The sequence below is a fragment of the Neobacillus sp. PS3-12 genome, from assembly GCF_030915385.1.
In the GTDB taxonomy this organism is placed as follows: domain Bacteria; phylum Bacillota; class Bacilli; order Bacillales; family Cytobacillaceae; genus JAEVLT01.
The window spans coordinates 5,353,524-5,370,337 of the sequence record NZ_CP133268.1 but is presented as its reverse complement, the minus strand read 5'-3'; the positions used below and the strand labels follow the sequence as shown (position 1 = coordinate 5,370,337).

The window sequence follows — 16,814 nt, the reverse complement described above, 5'->3', positions numbered from 1 at the left end:
TTAAATAAAGCAAAAGGAACATTATTTAAAAACAATGTTCCTTTTTTATTTTATCATCTTATTTTATACAAAATGATACATTTTATCGTTCACTTTTTTCATTAAAGGGCTTATTTCTTCTTTGGAAACAATATATAGTTCATGCATTGCCCGTGTACAAACAGTATAAAACAATTTTCGTTCTCTCTCATTCCTATACTGTGAACTGTCATAAATGATTACTGCATCAAATTCAATCCCTTTTGCAAGATAGGATGGAATAACCAAAGTGCCTTTCTCATATGAAATGGTTCCTTTTTCAATTAAATGAAGAGGCGTTTGCCCTTTTAATTCATCAAAAACTCGCTTACTTTCTTTTGCTGTTCGACAGATCACTGCAATCGTCTGATGCCCCTCTTTTTTGAATTGCTCTATTCTCCGAGTAATGACGCTATAGATATCATTTTGTTTCTTTACAATCTTTACAGTGGGTTTCGTTCCTGGACGATTAAATGCCTCAATATTTCTCCCATTCTCAATTAATTGGCCTGTAAATTCAACTATTGGTTTTGTCGACCGATATGTTTTCATTAACACAAATGTTTCAATATCACATTCCTCAACCGCTAAATCACTCAGAACTGTACTTGACCCAGTAGCACCTGAAAAAATTGCTTGATTAGTGTCCCCCATGAGTGTCATTTTACTATAGGGAAAAAGACGTTGAATAAACGCAAATTGAAAGGGAGTATAATCCTGTGCCTCATCGATAAAAACATGTCGTATTGCAGAATTAGACTTCCGACCTTCGAGTAAATCCTGTAAATACACAAATGGTGTTGAATCTTCATACGGAATTTCAAAGTGATTTATTTTCTCGATCGTTTGACAGCAAATTTTATCCCAATTTTCCGGTAAGTTTCCTTTACACATACATTTTAATAATTCTTGATAGATGGCTGGAAGATCAATAAATTTCAACTTTTTAACTTTATTAAACAAAGGTTTAAATTTTTCTTTAACCACCATTTCTGTCAGTAATCTTTGTTCTTTTTCAAAATCATTAAAGGAATTTTCTGTATACTGTTTTTTCTCAATTAGGTGGTAAAAAGCATCTAAATAATCCTCTTTATCTAGAAACTGGCTTTCCTCTTCTGCCCAGCTTTTGGAACGTTCCTGTTTTACTCTTTTTCTCAGTTCTTTTAAAAGCCAATCCTTCACTTGTTCCATTCGATTAGGGATGGAATTACTTTTTTCAAGAGAATAGAAGTATTTTGCAATATCCAACTTTGATATAATAACTTCTTTCCGAAAGATAATGTCTTTAAAGATCAACCCTTTTATTGAAAGGCTGGTTACATATTCGTCAATCAATTGCTTAAAATCTAGACTTGCTTTATAACGAATACCTTTAAATCGAGCAAGGTCTTGATCCGCATTAGAAAGTAAAAACTCTATTTGATCAAATGGATCCTCAACTTTAAATTCTCTGCCGATTCTTTGGTCTAAGTAATCCTGAAACGTTGATTGTTGCATATTTTCTTCCCCTAGTTCGGGGAGAACGGTTGCAACATAGCTGTTAAATAATGGATTGGGTGAGAATAAAAGAATATTTTCAGACTTCAACGTTTCTCGATAACGGTACAGTAAAAAGGCAATACGTTGAAGTGCAGCAGAAGTTTTCCCGCTGCCTGCAACCCCTTGCACAATTAATATCTTACTGCGTTCATTCCGAATGATTTGATTTTGTTCACGTTGAATCGTAGCAACAATACTTTTCATTTGGGAACTTGCATTATTTCCGAGGACTTCTTGAAGCATTTCATCACCAATCGTAACCCCAGATTCAAACATTCCCTTTATTTTTGAGTCTTTAATAATGAATTGTCGTTTTAATTCCATTGTCCCTTCGATTGTACCTTCTGGAGTTTCATACGATGCTGGTCCTGGTGAATAATCATAATAAAGGCTGGAGATAGGTGCACGCCAATCATAAATAATGAAGTTCTCATCATTTTCATCCATAAAGGAAGAAATCCCAAGGTAAACTTGATCGCTTGATTTTTCCCCTCTTTCCCAAAAATCAATTCTGCCAAAATAAGGAGAATTTTTTAAGCGCACAAGTGTTTTCAGCTGATGATCGAGCTGTAAATGTGTTCGTTCCCGTTCTGACATCAATTCGGCTTGTTGTTTTATACTTGCTGCTGTTTCTGCAATATCATCGGGTTCATCAAAATTAACTGTGACATCGTTCCAAAATGTCTTTCTAATTTCAAGTACATCTGAGCTGACCTTTCCGACATTGGTACTTAGTTTAATAGCTTTTTTGTCAATTTCTTTTACTACAAAATCCACTCTGGTTTGTTCCAAATTCCAATCTTTATTTTGAGTATCGCTCATTTAACCACTCTCCATTGTTATAACAATCAGTTTATATATATAAGCCATGTTTCTAACATTTGTTATGGTTCTTCATAATAAACTAGTTACTTTTTTGCCAACATATTATTGTAGGTAAATTTCAGTTTATCTTTATATCTATTCCCATACAATAATTATTTAAAAAATAATAAAAAGAGATTGACATTAAATTCACATCAACATATAATTTATCTTGAATCAAGTTATTTTTAATTTGAGATATTTTATTTTGAAATAATTAGGTGGAGGAGATTTAAAATGACAAAAACAAAATGGGCAATTGACACAGATCATAGTAGTGTTGATTTTTCTATTCGTCACATGATGATTGCAAACGTAAAAGGAACTTTTCATAATTTTAGTGCTGTTGTAGAAGCGAATGTTACTGATTTAACTAATGCAACTATTGACTTTAAGGTTGAACTTTCTAGTATTGATACCAGAAATAAAGATCGTGATGCACACCTAGTTTCAGCAGATTTCTTCGATGCAGAAAAATTTCCTGAAATGACTTTCCGCTCAACCGATATTAAGAAAAACGGCGAAGGAGAATATAATGTTATCGGTGAATTGACAATTCATGGTATTACCAAGCCAGAAACATTCATGGTAACATTTGAAGGTCAAGGTAAAGATCCTTGGGGAAATGAAAAGGTTGGCTTTAGCGCACAAGGAACAATAAACCGTGCTGACTATGGTTTAACTTGGAACTCTGCATTAGAAACTGGTGGAGTACTTGTAGGGGATAAAGTAAAAGTAAGCCTGCAAATAGAAGCTTCAAAGGCTGAATAAATACGAGTGAAGTATAAAGGTAAAAAACGCAGACCTATTTTATTAAAAGGTCTGCGTTTTTATTTAGACTGGATTACCACCCTAGTTCCAATGTTATCTACTTTTAACCAGCAATGTCACTGCCTCTTCAACCAGTTTAGATGAGTCATCTTTTCCAGACTCGATTGATTCCCGAAGACAATGCTCCAAGTTTGAGCTAACGATAACGGCAATTGTACGATCGATCGCTGAGCGAGCAGCGGATAACTGTGTAATTACTTCCTTACAATCTTTACCTTCTTCCATCATTCTTAGGATACCTTTAATTTGGCCTTCAGCTCTTTTTAAACGATTTATCGATTTATCATTATACATCAAGTTTGTTCACCTCTGTTATTTTCCATTTTAAACGATACCTAAAAGGAAGTCTAATAATTTTCTAACCCCAGGACACTCAAATAACCTTCGCTATCAAAAAATACATTTCAATAAAAATCAATACAAAAAAATAAAGTAACCCAGGTAAATGAGGCTACTTTTCAAAATACTTTTTATGAAACTATTATTGAGAGACCAATGTACTTTTATATTCATTCGAATTGGTCTGATTTTCTTTCCTAGTTACTTCATCAATTTTATGGATGAACATTTGAAAAACTCGTTTTTTTTCTTCTAAATCTTTGATATCCTCTTTAAGTTTATTATAATTTTCTTCAAAAGGTTTATGATATCTTTCACGAATACCTTTGATAATATCATTATTTACCGTCGATTGAATCACTTGCTTGGTAATGCCATACTTATAGGAATAAACTTTTAGTTCCTGTGAAACTTCGTCATATTCCTTATCTATTTCGGCGAGAACCTCGGAGATATCTTCTTTCCATTCATCAAGTGATTTTTGTAAATATGTTTTTGCTGTTGATCCTTCCATATACTCACCTGCTATAATTAGTTTATTTTCTGATTATAACAATGTTTATTTACAAAACGATTTCGTTAAAATTACAATTCTTTTTTTGTAGAAAGAAATAAAAAACGCCTATCCATTAGATAGACGTTTTTTAGTAAGAAATTAAACTCCTCTTTTATTCCCCCATACAAAAGTGTGCAGCTGCGGTAGCACCTTGACATTCGTAAAATCCTCATCCAACATTGTTTTATCGATCAACCATTGATATTTTTCGATCAAGTGCTTAAAAAGCTCATAATCATCCTTTTCCGATATACGATCATTTCCAACCTGTAAAAAGAACGAAATACCAGGATAGCGTTGGTAAACACTTTTTGCGTATTCATAATCCTGATTATTAAATACAACAACTTTTAAACTCACATGCTGAGAAGAGTCATTATCAGTTAGTCTTTCAATAATAGAATCTAAGATTGAAAAGTCTGTTTTCATCATTGAGCTTGGCGGCTTAGGAGAAAGGGTCAGCTCGTCAATTTCTGTAAACCAATCCTGCCACTTACTCCCCTGTGTTTCCAGACACACCTTTATATGATTTAATTTTAATAATTCAATTAAACTACTTAAATTTTTAAATAATGCTGGATTGCCTCCAGAGAGAGTGACATAAGAAAAACTATTACCGCCAATTCTTTTCAATTCCGTCCAGATTTCCTCCGCTTCCATCATTTTTATGTCTTCTTTCCCTGTCCCATCCCATGTAAACGAAGAATCACACCAACTGCATGAATAATCGCAACCTGAAGTTCTAACAAACATTGTTTTTTGCCCGATTACCATACCCTCACCTTGAATGGTAGGTCCAAATATCTCCATAACTGGTATTTTAGTCAAACTCCATCCATTCCCTTCTGGCTTCTGCATAGCTCGTAGGTGTTTCATACAATCGGACAAACTCTACTCGTGCCCCATGATATTGATTTTGTCTTTCTTTTTGCTTTAGGGCATCAGTCATTTTTTCACAAATCCATACAACAATATTTTCTGCAGTTGTATTCATCGGTGGCAAGGTATCGTTTAAATAGCGGTGGTCCAGATGTATTTCAATTTCATTTTTCCAGATCTCTTTTATTTCCCCAAAATCGATCATAAGCCCGCGGTCATCAAGATAACCGCTTAGCCCAAAAACAACCTTATAGGTATGACCATGTAAATTTTTGCATTTACCTTCATAGCAATGCAGATGATGGGCTGCATCAAACGTGAACTCCTTGCTGACCAAAACTCTTTTTGTATGGTATTTTAACTGATCTTGTTTGATATCTTCATCAATTTTTTGGAGTTTATCTACAATTCGAAAACCGTACATCGTTAAAACTCCTTTCTAACTTTAAGATACTCATCCAGTCCTTTTTTCCTTAATCTGCAAGCAGGACATTCACCGCAGCCATCTGCGATGATTCCGTTATAGCAGGTTAAAGTTTTTTCTCTGACAAAATCCAATGCATTTAGATCATCGGCTAATTTCCATGTTTCTGCTTTATTTAACCACATAAGAGGGGTATGAATAACAAATTGGCTATCCATTGAGAGGTTTAAGGTTACATTTAGGGATTTAATAAAAATATCCCTGCAGTCTGGGTAGCCGCTAAAGTCTGTTTCACAAACACCCGTTACGATATGTTTCGCCCTTATTTGACTTGCTAAAACACCAGCAAAGGATAAGAATAACAGATTTCGGCCCGGAACAAATGTAGATGGTAATCCTCCATCCTCACCATCTTCAACGGGGATATCACTTCTTGTAAGTGCATTAGGTGCAAGCTGGTTTAGAAGACTCATATCGAGGATATGGTGACGAACACCAAGTTCCTTGGCAATATTTGCTGCACATTCTATTTCCAATCTATGTCTTTGATTATAATCAAATGTTACTGCTTCAACTTCCTTAAATTGTTTGAGAGCCCAAAATAAACATGTGGTACTATCTTGCCCCCCGCTAAATACAACTACTGCTTTCTCGTTTTTCATTTGCAAATACTCCTTTAAATAGAAAAAAAGCACCACTAAGAAAGCAGTACTGATTCTCTTAGTTTTTTTGAGAGGGTAGCTAGAACCTCTTCCGCACTTTTAGCGGATTGATATTAAATTCCTTTCCTACTATAGCATATAGCCAAGCTATTTGTCATAAAAAAATTCACTTTTTAATGAACATTGATTTTGATTTATGTTGTAATTGGGGGACTCTAATTTGACGTAGGGGTGTATTATCTTCATACATTACCAAAATCAGTTAATTCACAACAAAACTCACCAAATAGTGCCAGGCTTATTCAACAATCCATTACAGAAGAAATATAGCCTAAAACTATAAAAGTGATAGCAATAGCTATCACCTTTATAGTAATTTATTATGCCAGTTAAAATGCCCAATTTTCATAATGGGACCATTTTCGGTCCTCACGACAACTTTCACATACATGTAGAATGACGGATACAATTTCTTCATTTTCTTTCGTTTCTACCCCTTCTTTTGCACCACAAATTTCGCAGACCCTCATTCTTACAACTCCTATCTTAAAATAATTAATGTTTGATCTCAAAACCTGTATCCTTAATTGCCTGTTCAAAATCTAGAAAGGAAGCCATTCGTTCATCGTATGTAAATTTGGCTTCTTTTTTGGATAGGTTGACCTCAATTTGTCCTAACCCCCATACATGTTCAATCGCTTCTAACACTTTATTGGCATCATCTTGATTTTTCATATTATTAACTACAACAGTATATTTTTCCAAAACAATTCCCCCTTAAGGACTTTCCCTTCTATTTCGTAAAAATACTTCCCCCATGCCATCCATAAAGTCCACTATCCTAGTGATTGCAGCACGTATAGGAGGACTCCAAAGCTTTTTCCGTAATCTCCAATAGCTTAAATTTTTTTCTTGTTGTTCTCCTTTTGAAAATTGGGTAAACCCCTGGCTTAAGCCCTCTAGAACTGTATCTAATTGTCCTGGATGAAGGGATCCCAAAAATTTAAAGGCATTAATTGCATTTTTAATCACATTTTGCATGGTTGGCTGGTTAATTTGTTTGATCGCAATTGCCCCAACTTCAGTTCGCTGCTCTAACAAAGCAGTCGCAGCCTCAAGCACTTTTGTTTCATGAAGGCCCTTGATAAGGCGAATAGCCTCAATGATTGCATCGTGGTTAAGAGCTACTTCTCTAATAATTTCAGTAACTGCCTGTTTTTCCTCTTCGACTGGTTCTGGAATTTCCTTTTTAATTTGCGTTATTGGTTTCGCCATATTCAATCCCCCTTGATTTAATAAATTCCGGAATAGAGGTAAAATCTGAACGTTTCCATTTTTCTTCCACTTTAACACTTAATTGTGGTACTCTATTTCCGTATCGATGGTTATGTTTTGGCAACGGCGGTTCGCCATTGGTTTCAATTACAGTCATTTTCACACCTGTTTCTTTATAGGCAGGAGTATGTGTAACAATATCATGGTAACTGCTGGTTAACCGATTAACCGCTTGGATATCTTCACTTGTATTCATTGTCAAATATAATTCATTCCCTTTTACCCGATCTGTAACAATTACTCTTACTTGTGTTTTTCCATGGGGAGAAGTCAATTCTACTAAAGCTCCGTCATCTAAGCCCCGTTCCTTGGCTAATTCTAATGAAATTTCAAGCCATGGGTGTGGAACTTTGTGTGTCAATCCTTCAGAACGGTAGGTCATATTTCCTTCATGAAAATGTTCTAATAATCTTCCATTATTTAAGTGAAGATCAAATTCTTTTCCTGCAATAAATGGTGGCGTCCAGTCTACAGGTACAAGCCTTGCTTTCCCATCTGGTAACCCGAATTGTTTCGTATATAAAAGCGGTGTACTTTTTCCCTCTTTTGAAACAGGCCAAACTTGACTATTCCATGATTCAAGGCAATCATAGCTTACCCCTGAAAAAATTGGCGCCAGGCTTGAAGCTTCATCCATAATTTCGCTAGGATGTTGATAATTCCAATTTGCGCCGAGACGATTAGCAACCTCCTGGAATATTTCCCAATCTGGTTTAGAATCACCTAATGGTTCGAACACTTTATAGAAGCGCTGTATTCTACGTTCGGTATTTGTAAAAGTCCCATCCTTTTCGAGACTCGGAGATGCAGGAAGAACAACATCAGCAAATTGTGCTGTTTTACTAAAGAAAATATCTTGCACAACAAAAAATTCTAAGCGCTCAAATGACGAATCAACGTGATTGGAGTTGGCATCAACGAGCGACATGTCTTCGCCAAATAGATAAAGAGCTTTCAATTTTCCTTTATCCATATATTCAACCATATGATGGTTGTCCAATCCTGGCTCTTTTGGCAGTTCAACTCCCCATGCTTTTGCATATTTTCCCCTTACCTCATCGTCTTGAACTGGCTCATATCCGGGCATCCAAGCTGGCATTGTTCCAAAATCACAAGCACCTTGGACGTTATTATGCCCTCTCAAAGGATATGCTCCTGTCCCTGGGCGTCCATAATTACCAGTTATCAATAATAAATTTGAAATAGCTGTACTTGTATCTGTTGCTCCCTTATGTTGCGTGATACCCATTGCCCATAAAGCACATACTGATTTTGATTCGTGTATCATTGTGGCAAGAGTGACCATTTCTTCCTCTGAAAGTCCAGTCATTTCTGCCGCATAGCTTAGAGAATATTTTTCCAAAGAAGCTGCATATTTTTCATATCCGTTTACTCTTTTTTCAAGGAATTCCTTGTCCTCCCATCCTTGATCAAGAATGTACTTTGTAACAGCTGAAAGCCATATTAAATCAGTACTTGGCTTTGGATGAATGTGGAAATTGGCCCTTTGTGCCAGTTCATTTTCTCTTATGTCCGCAACAACTAGCTTTTGTCCGTTTAATTTGTGAGCACGTTTGATTCTGGTAGCCAGAACAGGGTGTGATTCGGCTGGGTTTGCACCAATAATGATAATTAGTTCAGATGCCATAATATCCTCAATTGTCCCGGAATCGCCCCCCAGTCCCACTGTTCTCAAAAGGCCCATTGTTGCAGGTGATTGACAATACCTTGAACAATTATCTACATTATTGGTTCCCATTACGGCCCTGGCGAACTTTTGGAATAAATAATTTTCTTCATTTGAGCATTTAGAAGAGGCAATATACCCAATGGAGTGCGGTCCGTATTTTCTTTTAATTGAACCTAACTTTTCAGCTATCAGGTCAAGTGCTTCTTCCCAGGTTGCTTCCACAAACTCTTTTCCTTTGCGGATTAATGGTTTTGTTAAACGCTCCGCACTATTAACAAAATCCCAGCCCCACTTTCCTTTTACACATGTGGAAACACCATTTACCGGTGCCTCTGTATGGGTTTGAATCTTCAAAATATCTCGGTCTTTAGTCCATACTTCAAAGCTGCAGCCAACACCGCAATACGTGCACACGGTTTTTGTCCGTTTTATTTTTGCTTTTCGCATCGAAGATTCTACTTCAGAAATGGCGAAAATTTCCTGGTAACCAGGTTCAATTTCTTTAGTTAAATCAATCATCGGTCCTAAAATTTTCGGAGGAATTCCTGTTAAAAATTCGGCATTCCCAAGCATCGACTTTTCCATTAACGCATTACACGGACAAACGCTAACGCAATGACCGCAAGAAACACACGAGGATTGTTCGATAGGAACATCATTATCCCAAATAACCCTTGGTACATCACGGCTCCAATCAATTGTTAAAGTTTCATTTACCTGTAAATCCTGGCAAGCCTCTACACATCTTCCGCAAAGGATACATTGATCAGGCTCATAACGATAAAAAGGATGTGAATTGTCTGGAGGGTATGGTTTTGCTCTAAATGGATACTTTTGGTGTTCAATCCCCATTTTTTCTACCGTATTGTGAACCGTACAGTTTCCATTATTGTTATCACAAACAGTACAATATAGTTCATGATTTTTCAGGATGCGGTCCATCGCTTCATTTTGAGAAATTTTAACCAGTTCCGAAGCGGTGTCGACTTTCATCCCTGGTTTCATTTTTGTAGCACAAGCTCGGATTAATTCACCATTAACACTGACATAGCATGTATCACATGTTTGAATCGTTCCTAGATTTGGATGATAACAAATCCCTGGTATAAAGACATCTTGTTCTCTCGCAACATCCAAAATGGATTGTTCAGCTCTTGCTTTATATTCTTTTCCATCAAATTCGACCAAGAAAGCTGAATCTGCCAAGCTGCTTCCTCCTTTTTTCATCTTCTGGACGTAAAATAGAATTCATTATTTGATCCCCTTTCGTTATGTAATAATATTTACTTTCATGGGAAATTTATTATCAAATTACCCAACATGGAAAGGAATGATTTTATTGGATAAAGAAAAGCTTTATCAATACATCCACTCAATGATTGAATCTTCAACAAAAAAACCAAAATATATGTCTATCTCAACAGTAAAAGTAGCCAGTTTATTAGGGTTTACTGCTGGTGAAGTTGAAAAGTCCTTAAACGATTTTATTGGTGAAGGCCGTTTAAAGAAAGCGAGGCTTGAAGTGCCTCCATTTCATGACATCTATTTATTGCCATAAAAAGGATGTCTAGATTTGTTGAACTTTTCATCCTTCATATTTTAGATCCCAATCTCCAACATGAGCTGCTATTACTCCTTTTGAACACAAAGTAAAAATTCCCATTTAAGGATGACTTATCGTCTTACATAGTGTTAGACTAACTGCATAAACAAATTAAGGAGAAAACTATGAGTCACTACAAAGTATTATTTTTAGATATTGATGGAACAATCATTACACCTGATGATAAGATCGAGGATTCTACCCAAACAGCAGTAACCAAGGCACAGGAACAGGAAATTGAAGTCTTTCTTGCAACCGGCCGTCCTATCCATGAGATACTGGATATTGCTAAGACACTTAAAGTAAATTCTTTTATAGGATATAACGGGGCTTATGGGATTTATAAAGGAGAAGATTTATACAAGGATTTTATGCCGCCAGATTTGGTTAAAAACTTTTTAAAGATAGCAAAAGAGTATGATAATGAGATCGTTTTGTATACAAATAACCATAATGCTTTTACATCTTTGGATTCACCTATCGTGAAAAATTTTATTACAAAATTTCATTTACAGCAAAATGAGTTATACAATGAATCAGATTTAAACAATATTCTTGGCATAACCTTAATTAATGTAAACGGAAATGAAGACCGTCTTTACTTAAACGAAGGGGAAATTCACTTAGCACAAGTTCATGTGGAAGGAATGGAAAATTGTTTCGATGTAATAAGAGATCATGTTAACAAAGGTTTTGGCGTTAATAGTGTTTTAAAACATTTAGGAATTGGAAAAGAGGAGGCAATTGCTTTTGGGGATGGCTTAAATGATAAAGAAATGTTGATGAATGTCGGTGAAAGCTTTGCAATGGGTAATGCCCATCCAGACCTTTTTTCTTATGCAAAACACAAAACTACGGCGGTGGCCCATTCCGGAATACTTAATGGTTTAAAAGTGCTGGGGTTAATCAACTAATTATTGGCTCCCTTCGGATACTTGTTGTAAAAATACTTAACTACTAGATACATATATAAAAAAAGCAGTGCTTATTTTTCGCACTGCTTTTCCGTTGCTTATATTTTTGTGAAGACGATCCCCAGTAATGCTGAAATGACTCCAATTATTTGATATAATTTTAATTTTTCTTTAAAAAACCAGTATCCAGCAAATACAACTACTAAACAATTCAAGCTCACGATAGGAAAAACAATACTTGCCATTCCCGTTTTTAATGCATAAAAATAACTGCTATAACCAATAACACTTATTAAACCTACAATAGCTCCAACGCTTACTTCTGAACGTTTCCAATGATCCTTGCCAAAAACACTACAAATCGCTAAATAAACACTGCCCCCGCCGTACATCGCAATTAAAGTACTAAGAGAATCAATATGCAGATAGGATGTTGTTTTCATTAAAATACCCAGGATTCCGAAAGAAAGAATCGCCAAAACAATGCGGAAGATCCATGGTAAATAATTCATATTGCGATTGGAATTAGGTGCATATTGAATGACTAACGCAGAACCGAGCATGATAATAATCCCAATCCATTGAAAAACAGTTACATGTTCGTGAAAAATAATTGCCGCACTCAAAATTGGTAAAAAGGCATTTGTCCCAATGATAGGTGATGTCAAACTTGCAGGTCCTTTTTCAAATGCTTTTGACATTTGAATATTTCCATTAGCATTAAGAATTCCTATTAACGCTCCCAAAATAATGGCCATTACATTCAAATTTAGTGGTCCAGTAGTGATCGCATATCCAAATGTAAGTAAAAAAGCGACAAAATAAAAGAAAAATTGAATATGTACCTTCGAAAGACCGTTTCCTGTACTCCATTTAAAAATTGTGTTGTTCGTTCCAAAACTCACTGTTGTTAACAACGCAGCTCCAATCCACATGATGAACCTTCTCTCCCCTTTTTTTCTCTACCATTTTAATTCTCGTTTTTACTATTTTACAATACTTTTCTGTATATTATTTAAATAATTCTCTTTATTTTCGGTGAAAATTGTTGAGATTTCTTAAAAACAGTCTTGTTTTGAGAGCTTTTGTCAGTTAGCAGGAAAATAGAAGACTAGTTGTGAATTTATTACTTAAGAGTAGGAATAGACATAGATTGAAAGGGTGGAATGAAATTGAGAACCTATACATTAAAAGAAACTTCAAAAATTATAAATGTTCCAACAAGCACCATCAAGCAATGGGAAAAGGACCTTAATGGCCTGCTTACAATTCCACGTAAACAAGGGGCACGAATTTTTTCTGAAATTGAAATAGACCTGCTACAACAGATCAAACATTGGGAAGACAATAACTTGGGGAAAGCAGATATAACTGAAAGGCTAAAGCAGCAAGCTCCTTCTGATTCAGAAAATGATGACATTACTGTCGAAGTACCCTTCTTTACTATTGAAGATGCAGTTAGCGAAAGTACCGGTAGTGAGGAAAATGATAGTGAAGTTTCTCTAGAATTATCACAGTGGAACCAAGAACAGTTTTTTAAGGCAATGGATCAATATAAAAAGACATTCTTAAATGAAGTAAAGGATGAAATTAGAAGTGTTGTCCGAACAGAGGTGGTCGAAGAAGTTAAAAAAGAAATATCCAAAGGAAATGTTTACACAGTGAAATCCCTCTCAGATTCCCTATATAAAGCTAGTGCAAATATGCAAGACGAGATGAAAGAGCTTTCCTTTACGCTCCAAAAGACAGCTGATTTAACAGACAAAACATTTATTAAAATAGATAAATCCATCACCCAACAATCATTAGAGACTTCTGAAGAATTTTATTCAATTTCTAAACAGCTTGCAGAAACATCTGAAGAACTTTCGCATTACATTGATGTTACCAATAGGGAACTTAGTACCCTGACAGAAACACTCGAAGAACAACATGAATATTTCCTAGAAGATCGTGAAAAATTCCGCCACGAAGTGACACAACGTGAAATTGCATTCCAAGGTATGTTAACAAGCTTTCGGGAAGCCGCTGCTGTAAAAGAAAAAAAATGGTGGAAATTTTGGTAGTCAATAATCTCGTGTGATCAAATTTGGAAATCAAAGTTGAATGGTTTTTTAAACCTACGTTAAGATGGAGGGATTTGAATTGAATACAGGTGAAGTTGCAAAATTATTAGGTGTATCAATTAGTACCGTCCAGCGCTGGGTGAAGCAATTGAAGTTACCAATGGATAAAAATGACCGTGGCCATTATCTATTCAAAGAAGAAGACATTGAATTACTAAAGGACATCCATCAACAAATTCAACAAGGTGTACTGCTATCAGATATTGCCCCACATTACGAGAAAAAAGCTCGAATTGGTGTAATAAAGGAATGCTCCAGCGATCCAGCAATTGAAAAGTTATCATCAAAAATTACTGAGCTTGAAAACAAATTGAACGATAAGGCAGATTCTGTTACCACCTACCAACTCTTGCAACATCGAAGAGAAATAGAAGAATTGCAAAATCAAATCAAAACACTAACGAATAAAATTAGCTTACTTGAAAAACAATTATCCCCCCCAGGTGATGCAGAAAAAACGTTACCTCTTGAAAAAACAAATAAAGAAAGGAAAAGCAAGAAAAAGAACTTTGTTAGTCATTTATTTGGATTTTAAAAGGATAAAACCAAAGGCAGGACCATTTTGGTCCTGCCTTTGGTTTCTTTACCTTATAAGCTTAATTCAACTAATGGACGGGTGTATTTTTTAATTAAAAAACTACCCAAAAAGAAACAAATTAACAATGAAAAACAAATGAGCAATAGATAATGACTTGAAAAATTACCCAGCATTTTATCAGGAACGATGGTTTCAACCGTCTTAATAATAAAACCATGGAATAAATAAACATAAAGTGTCCGCTGACCAATTTTGGTTACCTTGTATTCATTTTTTGGTATTAAGGATAAAAAACCAAACACTACAATTAATGTTGCTGCATATTGGAAGGCTCGAATAAATCCGTCAGTTATTTGTTTCTCCCCCATCCCTGCATAGGATGTGTCACCCAACAGCCATGCAGTTGGATCTTTGGGTAACCCCATTGTAAAAATAATGACGGTAACAATTAAAATCAAAATACCAATTGGCAGGGATAATTTATTCTGAATAATATTTTTAAACTGCTCTTTTTGTAATAAAAAACCAAAAAGAAAATAAGGAAAAAAGACAAATGTTCTGGAAAGACTTAAAAAGCTGCCAATGTTGTCAATATATCCAATCCCAACTCCCAGGGCAACAGCAAGGAAAAAACCATACCACCCTAACCTGGCAAACAAATATAAAAATATATTCCAGCAAAATAAACTCATTAAAAACCAAAGAGTCCAATGGGGCTGAAAGAAATTAATATGAAGGCTTGTTGATTCTCCACTAAGAAAATAAAAAAGCGAATAAATTATTTGAAAAATAACGTATGGAATCAGTATTTTTTGGATTGATTTAATAAAATACCCTTTTTTCCGATATCCTTTTGCAAAATAACCAGAAATCATTATAAATGCAGGCATGTGAAAAAGAAAAATAAAGGTATATAAAGTGTTAAGTAAATTATCCTTTTCTTTTAATGGGCTGATTACATGCCCAAATACAACTAAAAAGATTAACATAAACTTTGCATTATCAAAATATTGACTCCTTCTTGATGTTGAAGCCACTTCTATCACCTCGAAGATCATTTCTCACAAAAAGGTTTATCCTAAACTCGCTTTCATAAATCCAAATTTTACTTTATCATAGTAAAGTAAAAAAATTCAACTGAAAAATTTTACATAAATATCAAAATCTATATAGTATTAGTATATAAAATGATTGTAACAACAGCATGAATGGAAAGTTAACATAGTATTTCGAACAGGTTACATATTATCCGTTACACCTTTTTTCATAGTTTACAAAAGGATACTTAACGAATCCTTAAGAGCAATGCAGCCCAATTTGAAAGTAACTTTATTGTTCTAGAAATCAGATTATTTTGCGCCAACAAAAATAACTGATAATATTTAGATTAAATAATTCACAGATCACAAGTAAAAACAAACAGAAAGAAGATGAAAAAATGGTTAATCACAATGCTCACCATAAGCGTTTAAGTGATATTCCATACTCTGTACTTGATCTTTCCCCAATAATCCATGGGGGTACACCTTCAGATTCGTTACATAATACATTGGATCTTGCACAACATGCTGAAAAATGGGGATTCCATCGTTATTGGCTGGCTGAACATCATAATATGCCTGCAATAGCCAGCTCTGCCACCTCCGTTGTCATTGGGCATGTAGCCGCAGGAACCACCACTATTCGTGTAGGCTCCTGGGGTATCATGTTACCCAATCATGCCCCTTTAGTGATTGCCGAACAGTTTGGTACACTTGAAGCCCTGTTTCCAGGACGAATTGATCTTGGACTTGGACGTGCACCAGGAACAGACCAATTAACTGCAAACGCACTAAGACGGGACCCATATAGCAATGGGCAGAACTTTCCTGAATTGGTTGATGAACTCCAGAACTTTTTTGCTCCATCCTCACAATCTGTTGACAAACCCGTTCGGGCTATTCCAGGAGAGGGCCTGAGGATCCCTATTTGGCTTTTAGGATCAAGCGGCTACAGTGCACAATTAGCAGGACTTCTTGGCCTTCCGTTTGCTTTTGCCAGCCATTTTGCACCTGAAAATACCTTACAGGCACTTAAAATATACCGCCAAAATTTCCGCCCATCAAATGAAATAAAAAATCCGCATGCAATGGTTGCCGTTAATATCATTGCTGCTGATACAGATGAAGAGGCAAAATGGCTCTCAACATCGATGAAACAGCATATATTAAATTTATTTCGAAATAACCGTGTACCACTGCAGCCACCAGTTGAAAATATTGATGAATTGTTTAGTGATTATGAAAAAGCATTATTACAACAGCGAATGGAATCAACGTTTATAGGAAACCCTGAGACGGTTAAGAAAGGGCTTCAATCATTCCTTGACAAAACCAATGCGGATGAATTTATTGTAAATGCACAAATTTATGACCATAAAGCAAGGTTGTATTCATACGAGTTGATTTCTTCCATTATTACATCCACTAAAAAAGCATAACTTGAATGTAAAAAAGG

18 protein-coding genes and 1 riboswitch are annotated in these 16,814 nt (G+C 35.4%); of the genes, 6 read left to right on the top strand and 12 right to left on the bottom strand.

Translation table 11 applies throughout. The features are described 5' to 3' along the window. Positions 1–63 precede the first annotated feature (63 nt). Positions 64–2,379 carry an RNA polymerase recycling motor HelD gene (helD, locus tag RCG17_RS26900; RefSeq protein ID WP_308173063.1) on the bottom strand — a complete coding sequence of 772 codons (2,316 nt, stop codon included), beginning with the start codon at positions 2,377–2,379 and terminating at the stop codon, positions 64–66. Between the two features lie 279 nt (positions 2,380–2,658). Here helD and RCG17_RS26895 point away from each other — a divergent pair, with 279 nt between their 5' ends. Continuing rightward, positions 2,659–3,192 carry a YceI family protein gene (locus RCG17_RS26895; RefSeq protein WP_308173062.1) on the top strand — a complete coding sequence of 178 codons (534 nt, stop codon included), beginning with the start codon at positions 2,659–2,661 and terminating at the stop codon, positions 3,190–3,192. A gap of 93 nt (positions 3,193–3,285) precedes the next feature. On the opposite strand, the gene RCG17_RS26890 is transcribed toward RCG17_RS26895, so the two are convergent. From RCG17_RS26890 to fdhF, 9 genes are all read right to left on the bottom strand, one after another. Next, on the bottom strand, positions 3,286–3,549 hold the full coding sequence (locus tag RCG17_RS26890) for a metal-sensitive transcriptional regulator (protein WP_374120878.1): 264 nt from the start codon (positions 3,547–3,549) through the stop codon (positions 3,286–3,288). Positions 3,550–3,733: 184 nt separating this feature from the next. Beyond that, positions 3,734–4,105 carry a hypothetical protein gene (locus RCG17_RS26885; RefSeq protein ID WP_308173060.1) on the bottom strand — a complete coding sequence of 124 codons (372 nt, stop codon included), beginning with the start codon at positions 4,103–4,105 and terminating at the stop codon, positions 3,734–3,736. A gap of 141 nt (positions 4,106–4,246) precedes the next feature. After that, positions 4,247–4,975, bottom strand: coding sequence for a 7-carboxy-7-deazaguanine synthase QueE (gene queE / locus RCG17_RS26880; protein ID WP_308173059.1), 729 nt, complete (start codon positions 4,973–4,975; stop codon positions 4,247–4,249). Then, positions 4,968–5,450: a 6-carboxytetrahydropterin synthase QueD gene (gene queD / locus RCG17_RS26875; RefSeq protein ID WP_308173058.1), complete on the bottom strand. Its 483-nt coding sequence runs from the start codon at positions 5,448–5,450 to the stop codon at positions 4,968–4,970. The genes queE and queD overlap by 8 nt, the downstream gene beginning before the upstream one ends. A gap of 2 nt (positions 5,451–5,452) precedes the next feature. Further along, positions 5,453–6,145 carry a 7-cyano-7-deazaguanine synthase QueC gene (gene queC, locus RCG17_RS26870; protein ID WP_308173057.1) on the bottom strand — a complete coding sequence of 231 codons (693 nt, stop codon included), beginning with the start codon at positions 6,143–6,145 and terminating at the stop codon, positions 5,453–5,455. A gap of 19 nt (positions 6,146–6,164) precedes the next feature. Then, positions 6,165–6,207, bottom strand: a riboswitch (PreQ1 riboswitch). Between the two features lie 294 nt (positions 6,208–6,501). Next, positions 6,502–6,642, bottom strand: a complete 141-nt coding sequence (locus tag RCG17_RS26865; RefSeq protein ID WP_308173056.1) for a hypothetical protein — start codon at positions 6,640–6,642, stop codon at positions 6,502–6,504. A gap of 25 nt (positions 6,643–6,667) precedes the next feature. Then, a complete protein-coding gene (locus RCG17_RS26860) occupies positions 6,668–6,877 on the bottom strand; it encodes a heavy-metal-associated domain-containing protein (protein ID WP_308173055.1) in 210 nt (69 codons plus the stop codon). A gap of 12 nt (positions 6,878–6,889) precedes the next feature. After that, entirely contained in the window at positions 6,890–7,387 is a 498-nt protein-coding gene (locus RCG17_RS26855; RefSeq protein WP_308173054.1) for a helical membrane plugin domain-containing protein, read from the bottom strand. Beyond that, the gene (gene fdhF, locus RCG17_RS26850) at positions 7,362–10,364 is read right to left on the bottom strand and encodes a formate dehydrogenase subunit alpha (RefSeq protein WP_374120877.1); all 3,003 of its coding nucleotides are present in this window, start codon (positions 10,362–10,364) and stop codon (positions 7,362–7,364) included. The genes RCG17_RS26855 and fdhF overlap by 26 nt, the downstream gene beginning before the upstream one ends. Positions 10,365–10,476: 112 nt before the next feature. On the opposite strand from fdhF, the gene RCG17_RS26845 reads away from it, so the two are divergent. Together RCG17_RS26845 and RCG17_RS26840 are read left to right on the top strand one after the other, a co-directional pair. Beyond that, on the top strand, positions 10,477–10,695 hold the full coding sequence (locus RCG17_RS26845; protein ID WP_374120876.1) for a hypothetical protein: 219 nt from the start codon (positions 10,477–10,479) through the stop codon (positions 10,693–10,695). Positions 10,696–10,865: 170 nt separating this feature from the next. Next, positions 10,866–11,654, top strand: a complete 789-nt coding sequence (locus RCG17_RS26840) for an HAD family hydrolase (protein WP_308173052.1) — start codon at positions 10,866–10,868, stop codon at positions 11,652–11,654. A gap of 98 nt (positions 11,655–11,752) precedes the next feature. On the opposite strand, the gene RCG17_RS26835 is transcribed toward RCG17_RS26840, so the two are convergent. Continuing rightward, entirely contained in the window at positions 11,753–12,589 is an 837-nt protein-coding gene (locus tag RCG17_RS26835) for a DMT family transporter (protein ID WP_308173051.1), read from the bottom strand. Between the two features lie 237 nt (positions 12,590–12,826). Between RCG17_RS26835 and RCG17_RS26830 the strand changes: the two genes are divergently transcribed. Together RCG17_RS26830 and RCG17_RS26825 are read left to right on the top strand one after the other, a co-directional pair. Then, positions 12,827–13,720, top strand: coding sequence for a MerR family transcriptional regulator (locus RCG17_RS26830; RefSeq protein ID WP_308173050.1), 894 nt, complete (start codon positions 12,827–12,829; stop codon positions 13,718–13,720). A gap of 79 nt (positions 13,721–13,799) precedes the next feature. Then, positions 13,800–14,315, top strand: coding sequence for a MerR family transcriptional regulator (locus RCG17_RS26825; protein WP_308173049.1), 516 nt, complete (start codon positions 13,800–13,802; stop codon positions 14,313–14,315). Positions 14,316–14,368: 53 nt separating this feature from the next. Here the strand turns inward: RCG17_RS26825 and RCG17_RS26820 are convergent, their stop codons facing one another. Continuing rightward, positions 14,369–15,355 carry an acyltransferase family protein gene (locus tag RCG17_RS26820; RefSeq protein WP_308173048.1) on the bottom strand — a complete coding sequence of 329 codons (987 nt, stop codon included), beginning with the start codon at positions 15,353–15,355 and terminating at the stop codon, positions 14,369–14,371. Between the two features lie 401 nt (positions 15,356–15,756). On the opposite strand from RCG17_RS26820, the gene RCG17_RS26815 reads away from it, so the two are divergent. Further along, positions 15,757–16,797, top strand: coding sequence for an LLM class flavin-dependent oxidoreductase (locus RCG17_RS26815; RefSeq protein WP_308173047.1), 1,041 nt, complete (start codon positions 15,757–15,759; stop codon positions 16,795–16,797). The last annotated feature ends 17 nt before the right edge of the window (positions 16,798–16,814 follow it).